Source organism: Paenibacillus pseudetheri (assembly GCF_924513355.1).
In the GTDB taxonomy this organism is placed as follows: Bacteria; Bacillota; Bacilli; order Paenibacillales; family Paenibacillaceae; genus Paenibacillus_AQ; species Paenibacillus_AQ pseudetheri.
In genome coordinates, this window is record NZ_CAKMAB010000043.1 from 1 (window position 1) to 17967 (window position 17967).

General features: G+C 38.7%; 20 protein-coding genes. 2 read left to right on the forward strand and 18 right to left on the reverse strand.

What is annotated here, in order from left to right; all coding sequences use genetic code 11:
- Nucleotides 1-950: 950 nt before the first annotated feature.
- Nucleotides 951-1565, forward strand: a complete 615-nt coding sequence (locus tag L1028_RS25910; RefSeq protein WP_234540847.1) for a polymorphic toxin type 44 domain-containing protein — start codon at nt 951-953, stop codon at nt 1563-1565.
- Nucleotides 1566-2099: 534 nt separating this feature from the next.
- On the opposite strand, the gene L1028_RS25915 is transcribed toward L1028_RS25910, so the two are convergent.
- The 8 genes from L1028_RS25915 to L1028_RS25950 form a co-directional block, all read right to left on the reverse strand.
- Nucleotides 2100-2435, reverse strand: a complete 336-nt coding sequence (locus L1028_RS25915) for a YolD-like family protein (RefSeq protein ID WP_234540848.1) — start codon at nt 2433-2435, stop codon at nt 2100-2102.
- Between the two features lie 12 nt (nt 2436-2447).
- A complete protein-coding gene (locus L1028_RS25920) occupies nt 2448-2690 on the reverse strand; it encodes a hypothetical protein (RefSeq protein ID WP_234540849.1) in 243 nt (80 codons plus the stop codon).
- Between the two features lie 252 nt (nt 2691-2942).
- Nucleotides 2943-3437, reverse strand: coding sequence for a hypothetical protein (locus tag L1028_RS25925; RefSeq protein WP_234540850.1), 495 nt, complete (start codon nt 3435-3437; stop codon nt 2943-2945).
- Nucleotides 3438-3845: 408 nt separating this feature from the next.
- Nucleotides 3846-4916 carry a mannose-1-phosphate guanylyltransferase gene (locus L1028_RS25930; protein ID WP_234540851.1) on the reverse strand — a complete coding sequence of 357 codons (1071 nt, stop codon included), beginning with the start codon at nt 4914-4916 and terminating at the stop codon, nt 3846-3848.
- A 462-nt stretch (nt 4917-5378) separates the two neighbouring features.
- On the reverse strand, nt 5379-6053 hold the full coding sequence (locus tag L1028_RS25935) for an HAD family hydrolase (RefSeq protein ID WP_234540852.1): 675 nt from the start codon (nt 6051-6053) through the stop codon (nt 5379-5381).
- Entirely contained in the window at nt 6046-6621 is a 576-nt protein-coding gene (locus L1028_RS25940) for a GNAT family N-acetyltransferase (RefSeq protein WP_234540853.1), read from the reverse strand. The genes L1028_RS25935 and L1028_RS25940 overlap by 8 nt, the downstream gene beginning before the upstream one ends.
- 14 nt (nt 6622-6635) lie before the next feature.
- The gene (locus L1028_RS25945; protein WP_234540854.1) at nt 6636-7631 is read right to left on the reverse strand and encodes an aldo/keto reductase; all 996 of its coding nucleotides are present in this window, start codon (nt 7629-7631) and stop codon (nt 6636-6638) included.
- 18 nt (nt 7632-7649) lie between these two features.
- Nucleotides 7650-7973: a glycosyl hydrolase-related protein gene (locus tag L1028_RS25950; protein ID WP_234540856.1), complete on the reverse strand. Its 324-nt coding sequence runs from the start codon at nt 7971-7973 to the stop codon at nt 7650-7652.
- A gap of 82 nt (nt 7974-8055) precedes the next feature.
- On the opposite strand from L1028_RS25950, the gene L1028_RS25955 reads away from it, so the two are divergent.
- A complete protein-coding gene (locus L1028_RS25955) occupies nt 8056-8202 on the forward strand; it encodes a hypothetical protein (RefSeq protein ID WP_234540858.1) in 147 nt (48 codons plus the stop codon).
- A gap of 1107 nt (nt 8203-9309) precedes the next feature.
- On the opposite strand, the gene L1028_RS25960 is transcribed toward L1028_RS25955, so the two are convergent.
- From L1028_RS25960 to L1028_RS26005, 10 genes are all read right to left on the reverse strand, one after another.
- Nucleotides 9310-9528, reverse strand: a complete 219-nt coding sequence (locus L1028_RS25960; protein WP_234540859.1) for an SHOCT domain-containing protein — start codon at nt 9526-9528, stop codon at nt 9310-9312.
- Nucleotides 9529-9542: 14 nt separating this feature from the next.
- The gene (locus L1028_RS25965) at nt 9543-10898 is read right to left on the reverse strand and encodes a sensor histidine kinase (protein ID WP_234540860.1); all 1356 of its coding nucleotides are present in this window, start codon (nt 10896-10898) and stop codon (nt 9543-9545) included.
- Nucleotides 10888-11592 (reverse strand): response regulator transcription factor, encoded by a 705-nt coding sequence (locus tag L1028_RS25970; RefSeq protein ID WP_234540861.1) that lies wholly within the window; start codon nt 11590-11592, stop codon nt 10888-10890. The genes L1028_RS25965 and L1028_RS25970 overlap by 11 nt, the downstream gene beginning before the upstream one ends.
- Before the next feature lie 66 nt (nt 11593-11658).
- Complete coding sequence (locus tag L1028_RS25975; RefSeq protein ID WP_234540862.1) at nt 11659-11919, reverse strand: FAD/FMN-containing dehydrogenase; 261 nt, start codon at nt 11917-11919, stop codon at nt 11659-11661.
- 178 nt (nt 11920-12097) lie between these two features.
- Nucleotides 12098-12907: an ABC transporter permease gene (locus tag L1028_RS25980; RefSeq protein ID WP_234540863.1), complete on the reverse strand. Its 810-nt coding sequence runs from the start codon at nt 12905-12907 to the stop codon at nt 12098-12100.
- A gap of 5 nt (nt 12908-12912) precedes the next feature.
- Complete coding sequence (locus L1028_RS25985; protein ID WP_234540864.1) at nt 12913-13716, reverse strand: ABC transporter permease; 804 nt, start codon at nt 13714-13716, stop codon at nt 12913-12915.
- Entirely contained in the window at nt 13713-14699 is a 987-nt protein-coding gene (locus L1028_RS25990) for an ABC transporter ATP-binding protein (protein ID WP_234540865.1), read from the reverse strand. Before L1028_RS25990 ends, L1028_RS25985 begins: the two co-directional genes overlap by 4 nt.
- Nucleotides 14696-15715 carry a Gfo/Idh/MocA family protein gene (locus L1028_RS25995; RefSeq protein ID WP_234540866.1) on the reverse strand — a complete coding sequence of 340 codons (1020 nt, stop codon included), beginning with the start codon at nt 15713-15715 and terminating at the stop codon, nt 14696-14698. Before L1028_RS25995 ends, L1028_RS25990 begins: the two co-directional genes overlap by 4 nt.
- 18 nt (nt 15716-15733) lie before the next feature.
- Nucleotides 15734-16915: a radical SAM protein gene (locus L1028_RS26000; RefSeq protein ID WP_234540867.1), complete on the reverse strand. Its 1182-nt coding sequence runs from the start codon at nt 16913-16915 to the stop codon at nt 15734-15736.
- A complete protein-coding gene (locus L1028_RS26005) occupies nt 16881-17954 on the reverse strand; it encodes a hypothetical protein (protein ID WP_234540868.1) in 1074 nt (357 codons plus the stop codon). Before L1028_RS26005 ends, L1028_RS26000 begins: the two co-directional genes overlap by 35 nt.
- Between the last annotated feature and the right edge of the window lie 13 nt (nt 17955-17967).

Here is a 17967-nt window from a genome sequence, read left to right on the forward strand (position 1 = left end):
GAGGAAACCCTTCCCAAATATTGTGGGACGGTTATTTGTTGTACCCTTTTTCCAGTATAACATCCTTCATTCCGTTCATTTATTATTAAATATTGACAGCCTATTAGCTGGTATAGCTTAATGAAGTACAACTAAAATTCTGCATTATCAAGATTGCTTTTTACATAAACCAACATTCGCCACAATGTAGGTAACTTTGTGTCTAATAACGATAATGTAGGCACATTTGTGCATTTTTCTTTAACACAAATGTGCCTACATAAAAAAAGAAAAGCCTGATTTAACAAGCTCTTCTGAAATAAGTTATGTGGGTACTTTTGTGTCATTGGACAAAATTGGTTTAAATAATTTGTTTTTCGATTTTTTCCACATTACTAGCTATTATATTAGACTTTTCGTTCTGAAAAAGTCTTGCGTTGGTGGCATTCTGCGGAGATCATAAGAACCCCGTCTAGCTTACTTAGTGGGGTTCTGTTTTGGGTTATTGTTTAAATTAATATAACGAGCATGTATTAATTCAATTTAGCTCTATTATTTCACCAACCATTAGCAATACGCTCAATAATATTCCTAGTGCTAGGCTGAGTATTATTGAAAATAGAGAAAGAAAAAATAACGACTTGCCTGTTATTTTATAGAAACTTACAACACCTAAAATAAAAGATAATACAGTCGGAATTAATAAATAATAATAAAAATACATAGAATTGAAAGTGGAGTTCATAGTTAAAAAACAGAACCAACTGATAAGTGATAGTATTACGGCTATTAATCTAGTTTTATTCAATTTGCGTCCTCCTTTACCTTTCTATATTCTATTATAACTAATTTACCCAAATTTAACTTTACTTATCATAGTTTTCAATGTAAACTATAATTTTAGTTCCAAATATTTCTAATTATAGGAGGTTTATGTTAAAAAAGGTATAAAATCCATTCTACTGTCCATTGTGTTTTTATTGTCGGTTTCTACTAGTGTCCTTGCAGCAGATATTACACCTTATGAGGATCCGGTAGAGAATATCACTTCCGAGTTCTCAGGGAAAATGCGCAGCAATGCAGCATATATTGCATATTATGCATACACTGAACAACATGACTTTGGAACGTATCCTCTTATGACTGGCGAAGAATTCGTAGCCAAAGTCAAATCGGGAGCTCCTTGGGATTATAAATTACCTTATGGATACAGTAAAAAATGGCTTTTTGGGGGTCTAGTCACAACTGGTGAAGATCTCGGTAATATTCATTATGGTTATGTAGGAAGAGCAGCTGGCTTCTCAGAAAATGTTTTAAAGACTGCAGCTGGAGTGTATCAAATATATTCTGGTACTGCTCATATTGGATGGGCCTCTTCTTATTTCGATGATCCTAAAGATCAAATTGCAATACAACGTGGACTTAACTATTGGACTAACAGCAACCTACCAAGTACTTTTACATTAACTTTAGAGAGACAAGAACTAATTGATACCCTAACTCAAGATCAAAAAGAAGAAATTGAACAAAGCGTAAAAGAAAAAGCAGATGAATTGGGCATAATCTCAAATGAATCTGTTGAATAATTAATATTAAGCTGTTATAAACAACCCGCCAAGTACAAGCCTGGCGGGTTGTTGCATATATGTTCAAATCCTCCAGGTTAAACTTTCTACCAGCATTAGTCATTAGCTCTATTTTATTGGGTAAGGCAACATACTCTGCGATGTTTAATAAGCCATTGACTGGTTAACTACATTAACAAAGATCACATACCTATGAGAACAAACAAATAAATGACCTTCCTGCGTACGATATAGGCAGGCCTTCTTGTATGATAGTTTGATAATGCAAAACTTAGTTGTTATTAAATGGATTAATGCCTAAATTATTTTTCACAAGATAACTCTGAACGTTACCTTAGCGAATTATAGATGCAGAAAGAAACCTGTACTCATAAAGAGTACAGGCTTCTTTCTAGCAGTTTTATCCCTATTCATATAATAATATAAGCATTCATCTATTAAAATATACATTAGTATACTATTATCCTTCGAAAATATTATTAGATAATCAATTTATAGGCATCGGGATCATTTATTTTATCAATAAGATATCTGCTATACATTAGCGCTAATACTATTATCTATTTTGATCCAATCATAGTCATCGTTTGGCCATCTCATTTTGATTTGATTCAAATTTTTATCGATCTTTGTAGCAATTCCTACCATCACTATATTCTCAACAGGGTCGAACATAGTTAATGCAATCGCACTATGATCCTCAATTGACTTAGCCACAATTTGATGGATTTCATCCCATGATTGTGGATCAAGCTCGGGTTTGTAGCGAATCTCTTGATTCCGATGATCTGCAATTATGCGTTGTCCGAGTTCAGGCATGATCATTCGGCTACTCTCCCAAAGACCATTTCCTTCTAGTTTTTTTCTCACTATTGCATCCTCCTAATACTTAGTCCAGTATTCGATATTACCTCCATCCAAGCCCCACCCTACCTCGTGTGCACATGTCTGAGAGGTTTTGAATCTCGGATCAGGACGTTCCCAACCTTCTATGATTACGGCACTCTCTAAGGCGGAGTTTAGCTCCCATTCGATATAATCTTCATCGACCAGTTCTTTAAATTCCTTATAAATCTTATCGGCAGTGCGCCCGCTTTTGATCTCTAGTTCTTGAAGAGTTGGCATATGAGAATGATGGACCGAAGAATGCCTCATAATCATAAAGGTGTTCTACACATTTTTTTGTAGCTCAGTTAAATCAGTTCTTAAATAACCCAAATCTATTTTCAATTCCATTATTAATTGAATAGTATTATCCCGTAATACAACAATATCAGGTGTTATACGTTTATTATTACCTAGGAAGACAATAGGATAATCAACTAGAATACGTAGTTTTCATGCAGAATTTTATGTAACAATAAAATTATCTGATTCTCAAAAACACTGGAATTGGATACATTTGTTCCTCGAATGACCTTTTGACCAGGTACTAAGACTTTTTCTTGGTTTTGATCTACTTATGCCTTGAAAACCTTCGATAAATAATTCTGACATGGGTTTTTGAAACATGGCTACTCCATCCTCATTTCCGAATAATCTACCCAATAGTAAGTAATCGAATTTTAACTTTTGAAAGCGTTCAGCTTGGTATTCCTTTGTTACTTCTATCCATTTGTCATACGAGAGAGTAATTTCCATCTTCTTTTCCCTAGATCTCTCGCAACTGGATAGATCTACAGGTTCACATTGGACTTCAAAAGGGTAATCAGAATCAAACTCAAAACCTGACGGATACGCAACCAACTTCATTCTTTTATCTGTGCCCCAGCGCCCCTCATCTTTATTACAAAATGGGAGATAGATCTGATACATAAAATTACTAAATTGAGAGTAAACCGGCAATAAGGTGCGGCTGTTCTGAATTTTCACGACGAAAATATAAAAAGTATTGAATATTGGTGAATGCTGGTCCAGGAATAAAAGTGTAGAACCTTATTAAGGGGTGAGGTGTTTGTTGACCGCGCGCATTGATCGCTCTCCAATATCCATTGAATCGTATCTTGAAAATGAATAAGTTGATCTTCAGGCATGGAGTAATGGCGATTTTTACTAATATTTTATATATAGCGGCTAGGGTATACGGCTTAACTCTAACACTTATTTAACCTGAATTTCAAAAGCCCATAACATCAAGCCTTATATCAGCCGCACTTGGCTCTATTAACGCATTCAGCCTTCTCATGTAATAACGATACGTAATTACTTTATAAGCTTTATAGATAATTTTAGATAATCCATATTTTCGGATTTTCTTAATTTTTGCTTTCTAGAGTCCTGTTAGATATACTCATTCATACCTAGCTCCTTGAGCATATCTACCATGCTCTTAACTTCTTGGGCATTATCTTTGGAACAGATAAGTAAGGCATCGCTTGTTTCCGCGATAATTAGATTATCCACACCGATTGTTGCGATTAATCGTTCGTCTCCAAAGACAATGCTATTCTTGGTTCTGAGGCCGAGATGCTTGGCTTTCACGATATTTCCTTCGTCGTCCGGCGAGAAGATACTTCCAAGTGCGTCCCAGCTTCCAACGTCATTCCAGCCAAAGTCCCCGGGAACGATAATGACTTCATCACTTCTCTCAAGAATCCCGTAATCGATAGATATATTCTGCAGAGAGGGATATATCTCCGAAATAGCTTCCCATTCCTTATCTGTCCCTAGATGCTCATACACTTGCATAAAGCTCTTGTACAATCTAGGAAGATATCTGCGGAAGTTCTCGATAATAATACTCGTCTTCCACACGAACATGCCGCTATTCCACACGTAATTCCCGGATTCAAAGTACATCTTGGCTTTCTCGAAATTCGGCTTCTCGACGAATTCCAACACATCGAACGCTTCGTCTAATAAATTGCTTTTATTAAAGTTAATATAGCCATATCCCGTTGATGGAAAGGTCGGCTTAATTCCAATTGTGATCAGTTTGTCCTTCTCTTCTGCAATAAGACAAGCCTTGTCCAATACCGCCCTAAAGCTTTCTTCGTTCGTAATATAGTGGTCAGAGGGGAGTACGACCATTACGCAATCCTTATACAATTTATCCAAGACCAAAGCAGCATATAAAATACATGCTGCTGTATTCTTACCGACCGGCTCCCGTAAAATATTATTGCGAGGAACTTTGTCCAATAATATTTCTTCAACAAGTGAAGCCTGAGTTTGGTTGGTCACAATCATGGTGCTCTCAACCGAGATTATGCCCTCGTATCGGAGAATTGTGTCGTTAATCATAATATCGTTACCGCTAAGATTTAGGAGCTGTTTGGGCTTATTCTGTCTGGATAACGGCCAGAAGCGTGTTCCTCCGCCACCCGCCATTATCACCGCAAATCTATTCATTTTGAAACACTCCTATACTCATTACAAATTTTGCAGATAGTTATGGTAAGTGAACTGAATTCCATCTCTCAACTTCGTTTTTACCTGCCAACCTAGCTAATGCAGTTTAGAGACATCCAATAACTTTCGTAGAGTTCCATCCGGCTTTGTAGGATCCTTCGTAATCTTTCCATTTTTGCTATTATGTTGAGTTGTCCAACTTTGTTTGTAGGGATGGGAACTAACTCAAAAACGGCCTCAAAATCCATGGGAGAATGAGGCCACTTTTGAACAATTTTCTGTTAAATAGAGGCTTAAAATGACTTTTGAACAGCCCTTATAAAGTTGTTCCTGCATGAATATCTGAAGAAATTTCGCCCTACTTATGATACGGTTCACCGCGCTGTTTAAAACGGTAAGTTTTACCGCAAAAAAAGAGGGCATGCAACGATCATAGTCTCTGCAAATCCTGCACCCTCTCATTTATAGAATATTTGTTATTTCATCCAAGGTATAGACTGTATAGTCCGGAGCCTGCTCCTGGTTCCAAGATTGCTGTTTTCTATTGATCCAGCAGGCCTGAATCCCCGCCCTCTGTGCACCCAGAATATCCGAGGGGGTATCACCAATATGGATAATTTGCCCAGGTTCTACTCCGTACATTTTGATAATCTCCTGAAACATCATATTGTTGTGGTCGTTCTTGTATGATTTATAGGATTCCGAAGCAAAGAGACGAATCCTATACTCCCCGTAAAATGGCGGCAGCATATCTTCGTCCGTATCACTTACAATACAAACCTCATATTTAGCAGTAATATATTCAATAAAATCCAGGGTCTCCTTGTAAAATTCCGCTTTTGTATGTTCATGCACCAATATACTTACTGCAGCGGAACTATCATACGTCATATTCAACTCGGCAAAAACCCGTTCAAAACATTCTTTGTAAATTTCTTTCGTCAGTACAAATGTCTGTTCAGTTCGGATACGTGACACAATATCAAAATAATGAGCAAGCAGCATAGACTGGTACTTCTGTGCAGTCGCTACATTATATGGATCCCCCAGAATCTCCTCCCACATTTTTAATGTCCGGTTATCCAAATTGACCAAGGTTTGAAACATATCCAGACTGATGACTTTGAAATTATTCATTACGGCTCACCTCTTTCAGACTGTCATGTAGAAGCTCAAAAGGTTCCATCTGCCCGCTAATTTCGGATAATGCTCCATCAACTAACTCATATGCCAATACCGCTTCATCTTTATTCCCCCCTACTATTCCCACATGCGGAACAAAACCCATCTCTTGATAGAAATCCGCATGTCCGCATACAAATACTGTTGCGTAGCCATGTTCTCCCGCCGCCTGCAAGCCGTATTCGATCATTTTTCTTGCTATTCCCTTTTTCTGAAATGCCGGGGCAATAGCCAAAGGGCCAAGCAGAAGCGAGTCATGGGGGATCCCGTTCTCCCTAATGATCAACTTGCTGAACATCAAGTAACCAGCCAGCTCATCATCGGCGTGTGCGATAAAAGCCAATTCCGGTATGTAAAAGGGGGAGCTTCGAATATGCTCAATCACCCATGACTTATTGAATTCAATACTCTTCCACTGTTTGGAATCCATATCAACGATGTGGCTGATCTCGTTAAAGTCAGATTCTTGTTCTTGCCGAATATAAACACCAGAAGCAAATAGTTTCTTTTCATTTGTTTTCATGGGTTATCCTTTCCCTATATGATTCTTGATTCTGTTTGCCATAAATCAACATTCCCACCCGTTGCGGTTTTCAACGGGTGGGTGATTTCCTCCAAACGCCGCTGGGTCTCGGGTCTTAAATGTATCTCGCTCGCATCTGCATTGGCTTTAATTTGTCCGGATGATCTTGCACCCACAAGAACGCTGGTTATCCCTTTGAAAGATAATAGCCAGGCCAGGGAAAGATGGGCCATGGAGATTCCGGATTCCCGGCTGAGTTCCTTCAATTGGTCCAAGGTCAGAAAAACAAGATGTTCAAACCCCGGCTCATGATGTCTTGCTCTCTCCCTATCACTGGAGAATAGTCGCGTACGCGCCCTATTGCCAGGAACTGCATTGGCATTCTGAAACTTCCCCGTCAGCAATCCTTGGGCGAGCGACGAATACGTAATAATGCCTATTCCTTTTCCAGCACACAAACTTTGCAACCCGGTCTCTATAGCTCTCCATAACAGGTTATACGGAAGCTGATTGGTCGAAGGCATACAAACATCAGGGATTTGAGTGAGCAGCGAAGCTCCAAAATTGCACACTCCATAGCTGCGGATTTTACCCTTTTCCTTCAACTTCTGCAGGGCACCCAATGTTTCGGCAACAGGGATGTTCTCGGCAGGCCAGTGAACTTGATAAAGATCGATATAATCCGTTTTCAATCTGCAAAGAGAAGCGTCACAGGCAGATTCCATCGAATATTCAGACAAATGTCCACCGCTGGCTTTAGTGGCAATAACCACCTGATGCCTGGCGATATTCTGTCTGATCGTTGTTCTCAGTAATTCTTCTGCCCAGCCGGAGGCATACGACTCTGCCGTATCAAAAAAATTCACGCCTTCCCGCAAAGCCGATATTATGGTTTCATGAGACTGCTGCGGGTCTTGATACCCCCAAGTATTGCTGCTGAACAAAGAACCGCAACCCAGCCCAATCCTCGATAAAGGCGTATCCACTCCCGCAATCCGGCAATAGTCCATTTTTTACACGCTCCATATTTAAGCTAATTGCACTTTATAGGTCTTGACGGCGAAAGGTTGAATCATTATTCGGATGTATCCTTTATCTGCTGTAATATGGCCGGTTGCTTCCTCTTTGAGGTTCGTTTCCTCTATTTTCGTGAAAACAAAATTAAATTTAACCCTCTGTTCTATGGCATGACTGAACGGGTTGAAAAACCTGAGAATTATTGCTTTACCCAAGCCTTCGTACACCTTTACCGTCTCCAGAATGATTTGCGGGTTATCCATTTCCATCCATGCTTGTGTTGGGATGAAATCCTTGCCGGCGGATGCTGCGGGATTACCGGATGCAATTCCCATACCACATTCATGAGATAGGAGCTTGTATTGATTACCGATGCGGATAAACCTGGAAAATGTATACGTGCAGGATGCGGGAAACATGTACCTGCCTGAATTTCGGAATGAATCCGTTGTACGTTTGAGTGTATCTCAAGTCGGGGACGACAGAATTGAAGACGGAGTACAGAGGATTTCGGAAGGGATTCAGAAGCTGTTGAAATATAAGAAAGAGATCCATTTCATTTAAGCCATAGCCAAGGCTGAATGATTGACAGTTGATTTACTTCTTTAGATCTTTTCGAATCGATTCCAGATGAATATTATCCACTGGATTTGGTATTTTATAGTCATAAACGTTAACATTCATTAAAATGTAATATATATATATAAAATATGAATGAATGCAAAAATATAAAGAAGAGTTCGTTGAAAGATTATGCAGCTAAAAGATTCAGTCAACGGAATAACTGCGATCTTCTCATCATCAAACACTATTACGATATTTACTCTGAACTCCATCTGGACAATATACATGATAAAACAACTTCATCCGCCTCCTGTCTCCTACATAAATTCACAATAAAAAAAGGACGTTCTATTCAAAGGAAACGAGAGTCCTCTATATAATGTGACACAAAATATAAAAATATAGTACTATCAATGCTTTTTCAATAAAACTTGTAATTTACTATACAGTATTTTTCATGAATAGACTGTTGTAATAAATTGAATAATGGAGGTATCCCAGATGACCTTTGGGAACGAATATGAGGAAATAGGTAATTAATTCCAAGCTTATTTGATGATTATCGAATCAGTAATAGGACCATGTTCCTGTCCATTAACGGCTAAGGGATCAAGTTTTTGTCTGGAGTAAAGGACAAGAACTTGATCCCTTAAAATACAAAAACCGCGCGGGGCTCGGGTTCTTATAGGACTATGTTCTTGTCCCATGACAACAATGACACAAAGTTATCTACATTGTTATTAATTCCATCAACATATCCTTCAATCCATTCCACATTCTTTTACCATTAATTAGGTTTGTTATTCATGGTAAGAAGGAATGTGGATTTCGGGCATTTAAGTGGCTATTAGGAATGTGTCAGCTTAGATAACAATAACGTTAACCTCGACTAACGAAAAATTAACGTGACCCCACTTCTCAGTCATCATTATTATCCCAATCCCAATCAAAAGGCTCAGGCTTGAAATTAACGATATTTTCTTCAATTAGATTGATACATTTTATCGACCTCTTCAGTCGATTCTAACTTACTGTATTTTATAGCCCTGTCTGAAGAGCCGTTCACAGAGTGAAGGGCTCCTTGTTTCCGTATCTCCCTTAAGATTTTTAATCCCGCAAAATGCTCTTCATCCGGTAATATTCTTCCTCCGTGATTTCACCTCTTGCAAAGCGTTCATCCAAGATTCTTCCTGGAGTATTGTCAATAAATCGTGAGTTCCCATCTCCCCTAACCCATTTTATCACCAAATAGATTACACCTACGATCAGTAAAAAATTGATGACTAATCCAAATATTCCAAATCCAGAGCCATAACCCATCATCATTTTCTCTCATCCTTTCATCGAATTAATGGAAGACGAACACGAACGGTAGTTCCTTTTTCTATCTCACTTTCAACATGAATAGAACCGGCATGTGCATCCACTATGGCTTTAACAACCGCAAGTCCTATTCCGGCTCCGCCAGTTTTCCGGTTCCTTGACTTCTCTCCGCGGTAAAAACGTTCAAAGATATAGGGGAGTTCATCTTTAGATATTCCCATTCCGGTATCGGAAACGATAACGACGCCTTCTGCTTTCTCTTTTAACACTTCAATATGAACACTTCCAGAACTCGTGTATTTGAAAGCATTGCTTATCAGATTTACAAAAACCTGAAGGAGGCGCGAACGGTCCCCAGTGATCCAAACGTCACTTGTACTTATCAGGTCAGCTGAAAGTCTTACCTGCCCAAACTGGCTGGATACCGAATTTAAAGACTCATCAACGATTTCGTTAAGTGAGACGATCTCCGTTATAAGCTGAACCATTGGATTCTCTACAGCAGCCAGATTTTCCAAATCACTGATAAGCCTGACAAGTCGCAGGACTTGATCATGGCACACTTGTAGTTTATCCGGCGTCGGTTCCCAAATGCCATCCTGAAAGGCTTCCAAATGGCTTTGAATTGTTGTTAAGGGTGTTCGCAACTCATGTGCCACATCAGCGGTCAGTGATTTCCTTAATTGTTCTTGCTTCTCCAATCCATCAGCCAAATGATTGAGTGTACGCCCCACGTCATCAATTTCTGTATTCTGGTTTAACATTTCAACCCGGGAGCTGAGATCCCCCTCCCTCATTTTCGAAGCGATATCTTTAATCTCTAGGAGAGGTTGGCTAATGCTTTTGGCCATATACCGGCTGAACAGATACGTCCCGACAATTACGAGTATCATTGCGGCCCATAATAAGGTATTAAACATTCTCAGAAATTTCTGATTCAGACTTTGCGACGTTTCTTTCACTGGTAGAAATTCCAATGTTCCTACCTGCTGATTTCCTTTTACGATTGTTTTTTTAATGGTGTCTTGCGCAGACTGGGAATTCACTTGTATCTGCCTGCCCATTTGACTAGTATCCCAAATCAAGCGACGGTCTCGATCATAAACACGAACCATATAATCACTAATCATCGCTTGGTGCGAAATGGTCATCCAAACGTTTGTATTCCAGTGGCCGGTAGACACATTATAAGCGTCTTCTAAATCGTCCAGTAAACTTTGTATTTCTGTCTGCTGCTGGTTCTTCTGATATTGGTTAAACGAGATGTTCATTACCAAGTTCACAAGCAAGACAATAGACAGAAGCGCAGCAAGGGCCACACCGACATGGGAAATAAGAAGCTTTCTGCTCAATCCGCCTCTATTAGACATCATGACTCACCAAGAATTTATACCCCACTCCAAATACAGTGCCAATAAAAACAGGGTGTTTAGGATCATCGCCAATTTTTTGTCTAATATTCTTAATATGAACATCGATGGTCCGCTCGAATCCTTCATAGGTATCACCCTGAGTAAGGTTAACAAGTTCAAGTCGTGAGAACACTCTCTTCGGATGCTTCGCTAAAATTTCAAGTAGTTTGAACTCCATAAGGGTAAAAGATACTGGCTCCTCGTGAATTCTCACCTCATATCGTTCCAAATCCATAGTTAAATCGCCTTGGGCATAAGACATCAGTGACATATTCCCCAATTGCGGCTGAATGGTTCTTCTTAATAGACTAATCACCCGAGCGAGCAGCTCTCTTGGGCTGAATGGTTTAGTAATATAATCATCGGCTCCAATCATGAGCCCATTCACCATATCGTCCTCACTGCTTTTTGCAGTCAGCATGAGGATCGGAACATTCGATGATTTGCGTACCATTCTGCATACTTCCTCTCCAGTCATGTCTGGAAGCATCAAATCCAGCACGATCAGATCGGGCTTTAAGGTTTCAAAAAGATGAATCGCGCCTCTTCCTGTATCGGCTTCGTACACAATATATTTATTCTTTTCCAAATAAGCCTTAATAACCTGCAAGATATTTTCTTCATCATCCACCACTAAAATTTTCACCAACTTCATCACCTACTTTGTTGTTAAAATGAGACAGACCTCATATCAATGAGGTCTTATCTTATCATGATCGGATTAGAAGTTCATCATACCCCTGCTATATTGAGAATTTTGCATCATTCCTGACATTTCCGTCCCGCTTGAAGTACTGCAATTTTCATGCATTTTCTTGATTTGTTCCTCTGAAAGGTTGGGGTGCATTTCTTTTGCGAAAGGCAGCATTTTCTCAAAAAAGCCGCTGTTGTTATAATCATTGTTTGCTGCTGCGTAAGCGCCAGCGGTTCCAATCCCCATAACAAGTACCAATGCCGATAATCCAATCCAAAGTTTTTTCATTTGTATCTCCTCCTTATAGTTACACTATATATTGTAGTTATGAAGAACCAATTTGCAGCTTATGAAGAAGTTATGAAGATAGCAGAGGATATGAATACGAGAAATAAGCCTTTCACCCAACTTTTTCCAGAGAAGGGATCTTTTAAGTAAGAGAGGACTTAATTGATTTCGAGCGGGCTTAGCTGCTTGCACTGCTATAATTACGCAATCCTTTATTCCACATTAATCTCATCAAGGATATCAATATAAATGGAACACCGGCTGCCCAGAAAACATCTGAGACTTTCAGTTCATCATATAAAAAGAGCGGTCCGAAATTGGTGATGATAAAAATCGGTATAAGGTACATCCCAATAAAATGCGCCCATTTAGGGTATAAAGTCATAGGCATATTATTGAAGTCCCATAGTGAATTGGAAACATCGTCAATGGCTGACGTTTTGACAAACCAAAACGATAAGATTTGTGGAATTAAGAACAAGAAATAGGTAATGATTACTCCAATAACAATAAAGAAAATGAATCCACCCACGTTGTAGAAATTAACATCCAGATTTACTTTATTCCATGATATGACAATCATTATAATTCCACCGATGATATTGGGTAATGCCAGACCCATATCAACATGCCTCAGGGTAACTAGAAATTGTAGCGAAATTGGCTTTGTCATTAGCAGCTCAAGCGTGCCATTTCTGATGTGCTCCGGCAATTTAATAAAGTTAATTCCAAACAGTCCCCAATAGATCCCTGTTAAAAATGTATACGTCCCGATAAACATCAATATTTGGTCAGGACCGATGGAGCCGATATGTAAATCAGTTTGATACACTACGATTACATATAAGCATTTGGCAAACAAATATGCCGTCTCCACCAATATTCCGGTGATGAAATTTGTTCTATACTCCATTTGTGCGATTATCGAGTTTTTTATGAAAAGAGCATATAACCTAATGTATTTCTTAAGTAGTTGCGCTAAACTCATTCCGATTACCCCCCCACGGCGATGTACCTGGTCATTGCACGTCTCCAAACCAATTTGGCTAACAAGTAGATAACAAGTATCCACATCCATTGAATAAACAACGAGCTTGTAATAGCAGCCCCGGATAAATTGCCGTTAAGAGTATTCACGGGAAAATAAATAGTATATTTGAACGGTAAAAAATCAAATATCCGATTCACGGTATTTCCGAATATCTCCAATGGAAATATACCTCCACTTACAATGTTGACCAATAGAGTAGTGACCACAAATAAATAGGAGACATCTGTTAACCAAAAAGCTATCGCGCTAATGATATATGAAATCAAAAAATTCAGAATACATGAGCTGATCAAAATAAAAACAGACACCAGGATTTTATGAACACCCAGTTCATATTCATCTGTATAAAAAGAGGCTCCACTTACAATGATCACTATTAATATAGACAATACAATATATTGCAGACATTTACTGCCGATAAACACGCTTAGCTTATACATAAAATAGTTGATTGGACGTATTATGTATTTGTTTAATCCGCCGTTCTTTATATCTTCATTAATCTCATATTCAATGCCTGTCGCGACCAAGCGCGAAATTAACGCTGCTAACAACGTATAAAGCAACATTTGAGTAAAATTATATCCGTATAATGTCGACTCACTGGAATGGTTAAATGCCGCTATCCAAATGGAAGTCTGAATAATAATAGGAAATACGATGCTGATCAAACTCAAAAAGAAGTTGAATCTATATTCGATAGCATTCTGAATTCCCATATTGAAACTCAGCAGATACTTTTTCATTGATCTTGTTCACCTTTCTGATACATAAGAGATATGCCTTCTTCAAGTGGAATATCTTCAATTGTGAGATCTTGAACAGGATATTGTTCCAATACAAGATGGGCTATTTCTTTAAAGCGTTCGTTCTCCACTTCTAGTACTACATCATAGCCGTTGTACTCTTTTATAGAACCCAGCTTTTCAAATTGTTCCCTTGCCAGAAGCTCCGACAACGAAATTTTCATTCTTTTTTTCCTTTGAAAAGCGCTTTGGATCTCACTTATTTTCCCATCATAAATCAGTTTGCCTTTATTAATGATAATACTCCTGTCACATAAATCTTCTATATCCTTCATGTAATGACTGGTCAGTATGATAGTGGTTTTTGTATCCCTATTATACTTTTTCAGAAACTCCCGAATGTTCTTTTGAGAGATGAAATCCAATCCAATCGTTGGTTCGTCAAGAAACAGAACCTTTGGACTATGAAGCAAAGCTGCTATGAGCTCAAGCTTCATACGTTCCCCCAACGAAAGCCTGCGGACCTGTATATTCAGTACATGCTTTACATCCAATAGTTCAACCAGTTCATTTAGGGTATTATTGTAATTCTCATCGCTTAAATCATATATATTTTTCAAAAGATAAAAGGAATCAATCGCCGGAAGATCCCACCACAACTGGCTTTTTTGTCCCATAACAATGGACATCGCTTTTTTAAACTCATTTTTCCGTTCCCAGGGGGTAAATCCCATGATACTTGCAGCGCCCTCAGAAGGATGCAAAATACCTGACAACATTTTTAGAGTCGTAGTTTTACCTGCTCCATTTGGACCCAGAAAAGCTACCATCTCACCTTTTTTGATTTCGAATGAAACTTGTTCAACGGCTGCCTTTACCATTTTCTTTCTGTGAATCAAGTTTCGGAACGAACTTTTCAGCCCCTGCTCCTTTTCATAGTATTCAAAATGTTTAGTCAAATTTTGTACAGAAATCAATGTCATTTTGTTCCCACCTCTGAATTTAACGTCTCTTTTGCAGAATGGTATATTTTCCTCATCATATCAATCCGTTCAAACGATTCCTTTAAGGATATATTTTCTGCTTTGCCTTGAATGACTTCTATAAAGAACTTCATTTGATTGACATAATAGTTTTCAGGTAAAAACTCCATGACAGAATGCTCACCTGTTTGGTGATCTTGAATATTAAATTTAATTTTATATTTGCCATAACAGGGTTTAAAAAAATTATGGATCTTTATTTCCCCATTTTCGAACTCCAACCAATGGGTTGCATTGGAGGCCCGGTCAAAAGATGCATTAAATTCGGCTTGCACACCCTCTGCATAGGTTAGAAACGCATCAAAATTCCAGTCACAGCCATTGACTCCGTCAAACTTGGAACTCCCTTTATAATCTACCGGGTATAGACCGACCATATATTGAATGAACTGAAGCCAATAGGAAGATTCATCTATAAAACAGCCTCCACCATTCTCGGGCTGGAAGCGGTAATTATCCGCCTCAAATTTACCACCCATGATTTCAAACGAAATCCTTGTTTTAATTTTCTTTAGGTTTCCGTATTTTTGGCTTTTAATAATGTCTTTTAGCTCTTTCTGCCAGGGATGATGCTGCACCATTAAGGCTTCCAGAACATGCACATGGTTCTCAGATGCAGTTTTTTCGATTTCTCTAACTTCTTCAGGGAACAAGGTGATCGGTTTTTCAACCAAGACATGCTTTTTATGCTTTAATGCTTGAATGGCCCACTCCTTATGTTGGGGATTGGCAAGCGGGATATAGACAACATCCACATGCTCATCTTTAAGGATGGCATCATAACTTTCATAAACCTTTTCTATTTTGTGCTGATCAGCATATATCTTTGCCCTTTCAAAACTGCTTGAGGCTATGCCGCATACATCTATTCCATCTATTTCTTTTACGGGATTTAAAATTGAAAAGGGGGCTATTTTAGAACAACCTAATAAACCAATATGAATAGTATTTTCCATTTCAAATACTCCTCTGAATTAATTTCCGTTTAAATATAGAAGGATGCATTTTGAGCATACTGGCATTAGTCCACAATTAATCGTTTTTCTGACCTCATTAAATTCTTCACCCTGCCAAACGGCTTTAATATCATCGGCAAGATTTAAATCAGCGACAGCTAGTTCAGAGAAATGCTTGCATGCTGTTACTTTTCCATCCGCCAATACATCCATTCTGCTGTTCAAAGCCAAACATTTCTCTTTATTTTGCACTGGTTCACTTGAGCCAACGATATAATCTTTTACTTGATTGGTTTCAAGTCCAGGCTGATAGCGAACCCTAATGGACCAGTTCTTTTGATTTATTTGTTCCATCTGTTGAATCAAAGGCTCAACGAAATCAGGTTCCAAATTGAATTTGAATGAGTGCCAACTATGTCTATGGTGTTCGTCAATATTATTCGCCAGCCATTTAAAGTTCTTATTATAATATTGATCCATTTCGTTCGAAACTTCCTCAGGCAAATACCAAGGGAGTGTTAAATAAAGCGTATCTATATCCTTATTTTCAAAAAAGTCGACAAAGTCATATAATTTATCAACCATGTATTCACTTATTGTCATATGAACTGAAACTCTTCCCTTGTATATCCCTTTTCGCTGTAAGTCCAGTAAAAGATCAATATTCCTCATTACGTTTTGGAATGTTCCTTTACCTCTAATGCGGTCATTTTCTTCTTCAAATCCTTCAAGGCTGATTAAGCAGGCCAGATTCTCCGAAATTTGCAGCAGTGATTCGATTTTTTTCTCAATCAGCAGACCGTTTGTGCAAAGTACCGTCCATCTGGGGTCTTCAGTTAACAATTCAACGAGCTCATTCCATTTATTATAGATAAGAGGCTCTCCCCCCCATAAATAGAGATTGGACTTCACGGATTGCGTTTGCTTCAATATTTTTTTTATGATATCAATATCCAATTGAGCTTTTTGTTCCTGGAGATCCATATCCCGATGAAAACCTTCATCATTCCACTCAAAACAATGTTTGCACCTTAGATTGCAGCCGTTAGTCAGCTTCAACCCAATCTCTACAGGCAGGTCCGTACAATAAGAAGGGTCATTGATGATACTTTTTCTGCTGATTGACATATGTTTTATCGTTTTTTTCAAGCGGTTTAAACAATCCTCATCTAGTTTTTTCGATGTTTTTGGTTGTGACATTATTCATTCCCTCCTGGATTGGTTTAATTTTTTCTTGATACTCCAGCAAATTATTGTGAAGCTCACTCAATATAGAATTGGAAAAATGGCTTTTCTCCCAATCCTCTATAGATATTCCAAACCCATATTTCATCCAGATTTCCGCGTTTCGCTGCTCATGCTCTCCCAGCGGTTCTAACATAATCAGGGGTGTGGCTGAAAGGATTGAATCCAATAAAGTGGCTCCCCCTGGTTTAGATACAATTCCTTTACTGCGTCCGCTAATTTCCAACATGCTGTGGTAATTCCGAGCGTCCATCTTGGACAGATTACTTCCTTTACCGTAAAGCATAGGCGGAAACTCATAGCTCTCCCATGGAACCCACGCCGGATCTATCCTATAGTAAGATCCATCATCTTCATCCATTTCATATTTAACGATATCCAATTCGTATTCACAGTTCGCCAGACAAGATGCTTTTTCCTTAAAATTCCCCATCCCCCATCCTCCGCCATGAACAATCAACCTGTTCTCCCGTTGCTCATAAGCAGGAATTTCAAAGTCACTGCCGGCCGGAATGGTCTTGATGCATTCGTCCCCCCAGATCCAGAAATTGTGATATATATCACATGATTTAGCGTAAGGCTTCCACGATGGCGACAAGCCGGCGTCCATATGAATACACTCCACTGCTATATCTTCCCGGCCCGATTTACCGATGTATTCTTCCAATAAAGGAATCCAGAATCCGGAGAAGACGGTAAAGTGGGATCTTTTTTCATCCATCCACTTCTCCAGCAAGTTATCAACCTTTTGCTTATCATATTGTTGCGACATTGCAGGAGGCAGGCGGTGGGCGAGTTTAGCAAGCTTGAAATTCTTGTGGAACAAAAGCTTATTTCTCTGTATTTGCTCCTGTTTTTCGGTTAAAAAAATACTTTCCAAGGCCACGATATCCGCCGTTTTATTCTCATTTTCTAAATTTTTTTTAAACAATAACGCAGGAGTATATACGCCTAATGCAATTCCGGAACAAAGTATTGTGTTCGTATCATTCACACGTCAATCTCCT

Excerpts from the sequence above, each read along its gene's own strand:
- L1028_RS25935 (WP_234540852.1), bottom strand. The coding sequence starts at position 6,053 with ATGAATAATTTCAAAGTCATCAGTCTGGATATGTTTCAAACCTTGGTC.
- L1028_RS25940 (WP_234540853.1), bottom strand. The coding sequence starts at position 6,621 with ATGAAAACAAATGAAAAGAAACTATTTGCTTCTGGTGTTTATATTCGG.
- L1028_RS25970 (WP_234540861.1), bottom strand. The coding sequence starts at position 11,592 with ATGAAGTTGGTGAAAATTTTAGTGGTGGATGATGAAGAAAATATCTTG.
- L1028_RS25995 (WP_234540866.1), bottom strand. The coding sequence starts at position 15,715 with ATGGAAAATACTATTCATATTGGTTTATTAGGTTGTTCTAAAATAGCC.
- L1028_RS25990 (WP_234540865.1), bottom strand. The coding sequence starts at position 14,699 with ATGACATTGATTTCTGTACAAAATTTGACTAAACATTTTGAATACTAT.
- L1028_RS25955 (WP_234540858.1), top strand. The coding sequence starts at position 8,056 with ATGTACCTGCCTGAATTTCGGAATGAATCCGTTGTACGTTTGAGTGTA.
- L1028_RS25980 (WP_234540863.1), bottom strand. The coding sequence starts at position 12,907 with ATGAGTTTAGCGCAACTACTTAAGAAATACATTAGGTTATATGCTCTT.
- L1028_RS25930 (WP_234540851.1), bottom strand. The coding sequence starts at position 4,916 with ATGAATAGATTTGCGGTGATAATGGCGGGTGGCGGAGGAACACGCTTC.
- L1028_RS25920 (WP_234540849.1), bottom strand. The coding sequence starts at position 2,690 with ATGCCAACTCTTCAAGAACTAGAGATCAAAAGCGGGCGCACTGCCGAT.
- L1028_RS26000 (WP_234540867.1), bottom strand. The coding sequence starts at position 16,915 with ATGTCACAACCAAAAACATCGAAAAAACTAGATGAGGATTGTTTAAAC.
- L1028_RS25975 (WP_234540862.1), bottom strand. The coding sequence starts at position 11,919 with ATGAAAAAACTTTGGATTGGATTATCGGCATTGGTACTTGTTATGGGG.
- L1028_RS25960 (WP_234540859.1), bottom strand. The coding sequence starts at position 9,528 with ATGATGATGGGTTATGGCTCTGGATTTGGAATATTTGGATTAGTCATC.
- L1028_RS25965 (WP_234540860.1), bottom strand. The coding sequence starts at position 10,898 with ATGATGTCTAATAGAGGCGGATTGAGCAGAAAGCTTCTTATTTCCCAT.
- L1028_RS25985 (WP_234540864.1), bottom strand. The coding sequence starts at position 13,716 with ATGAAAAAGTATCTGCTGAGTTTCAATATGGGAATTCAGAATGCTATC.
- L1028_RS25945 (WP_234540854.1), bottom strand. The coding sequence starts at position 7,631 with ATGGACTATTGCCGGATTGCGGGAGTGGATACGCCTTTATCGAGGATT.
- L1028_RS25950 (WP_234540856.1), bottom strand. The coding sequence starts at position 7,973 with ATGGGAATTGCATCCGGTAATCCCGCAGCATCCGCCGGCAAGGATTTC.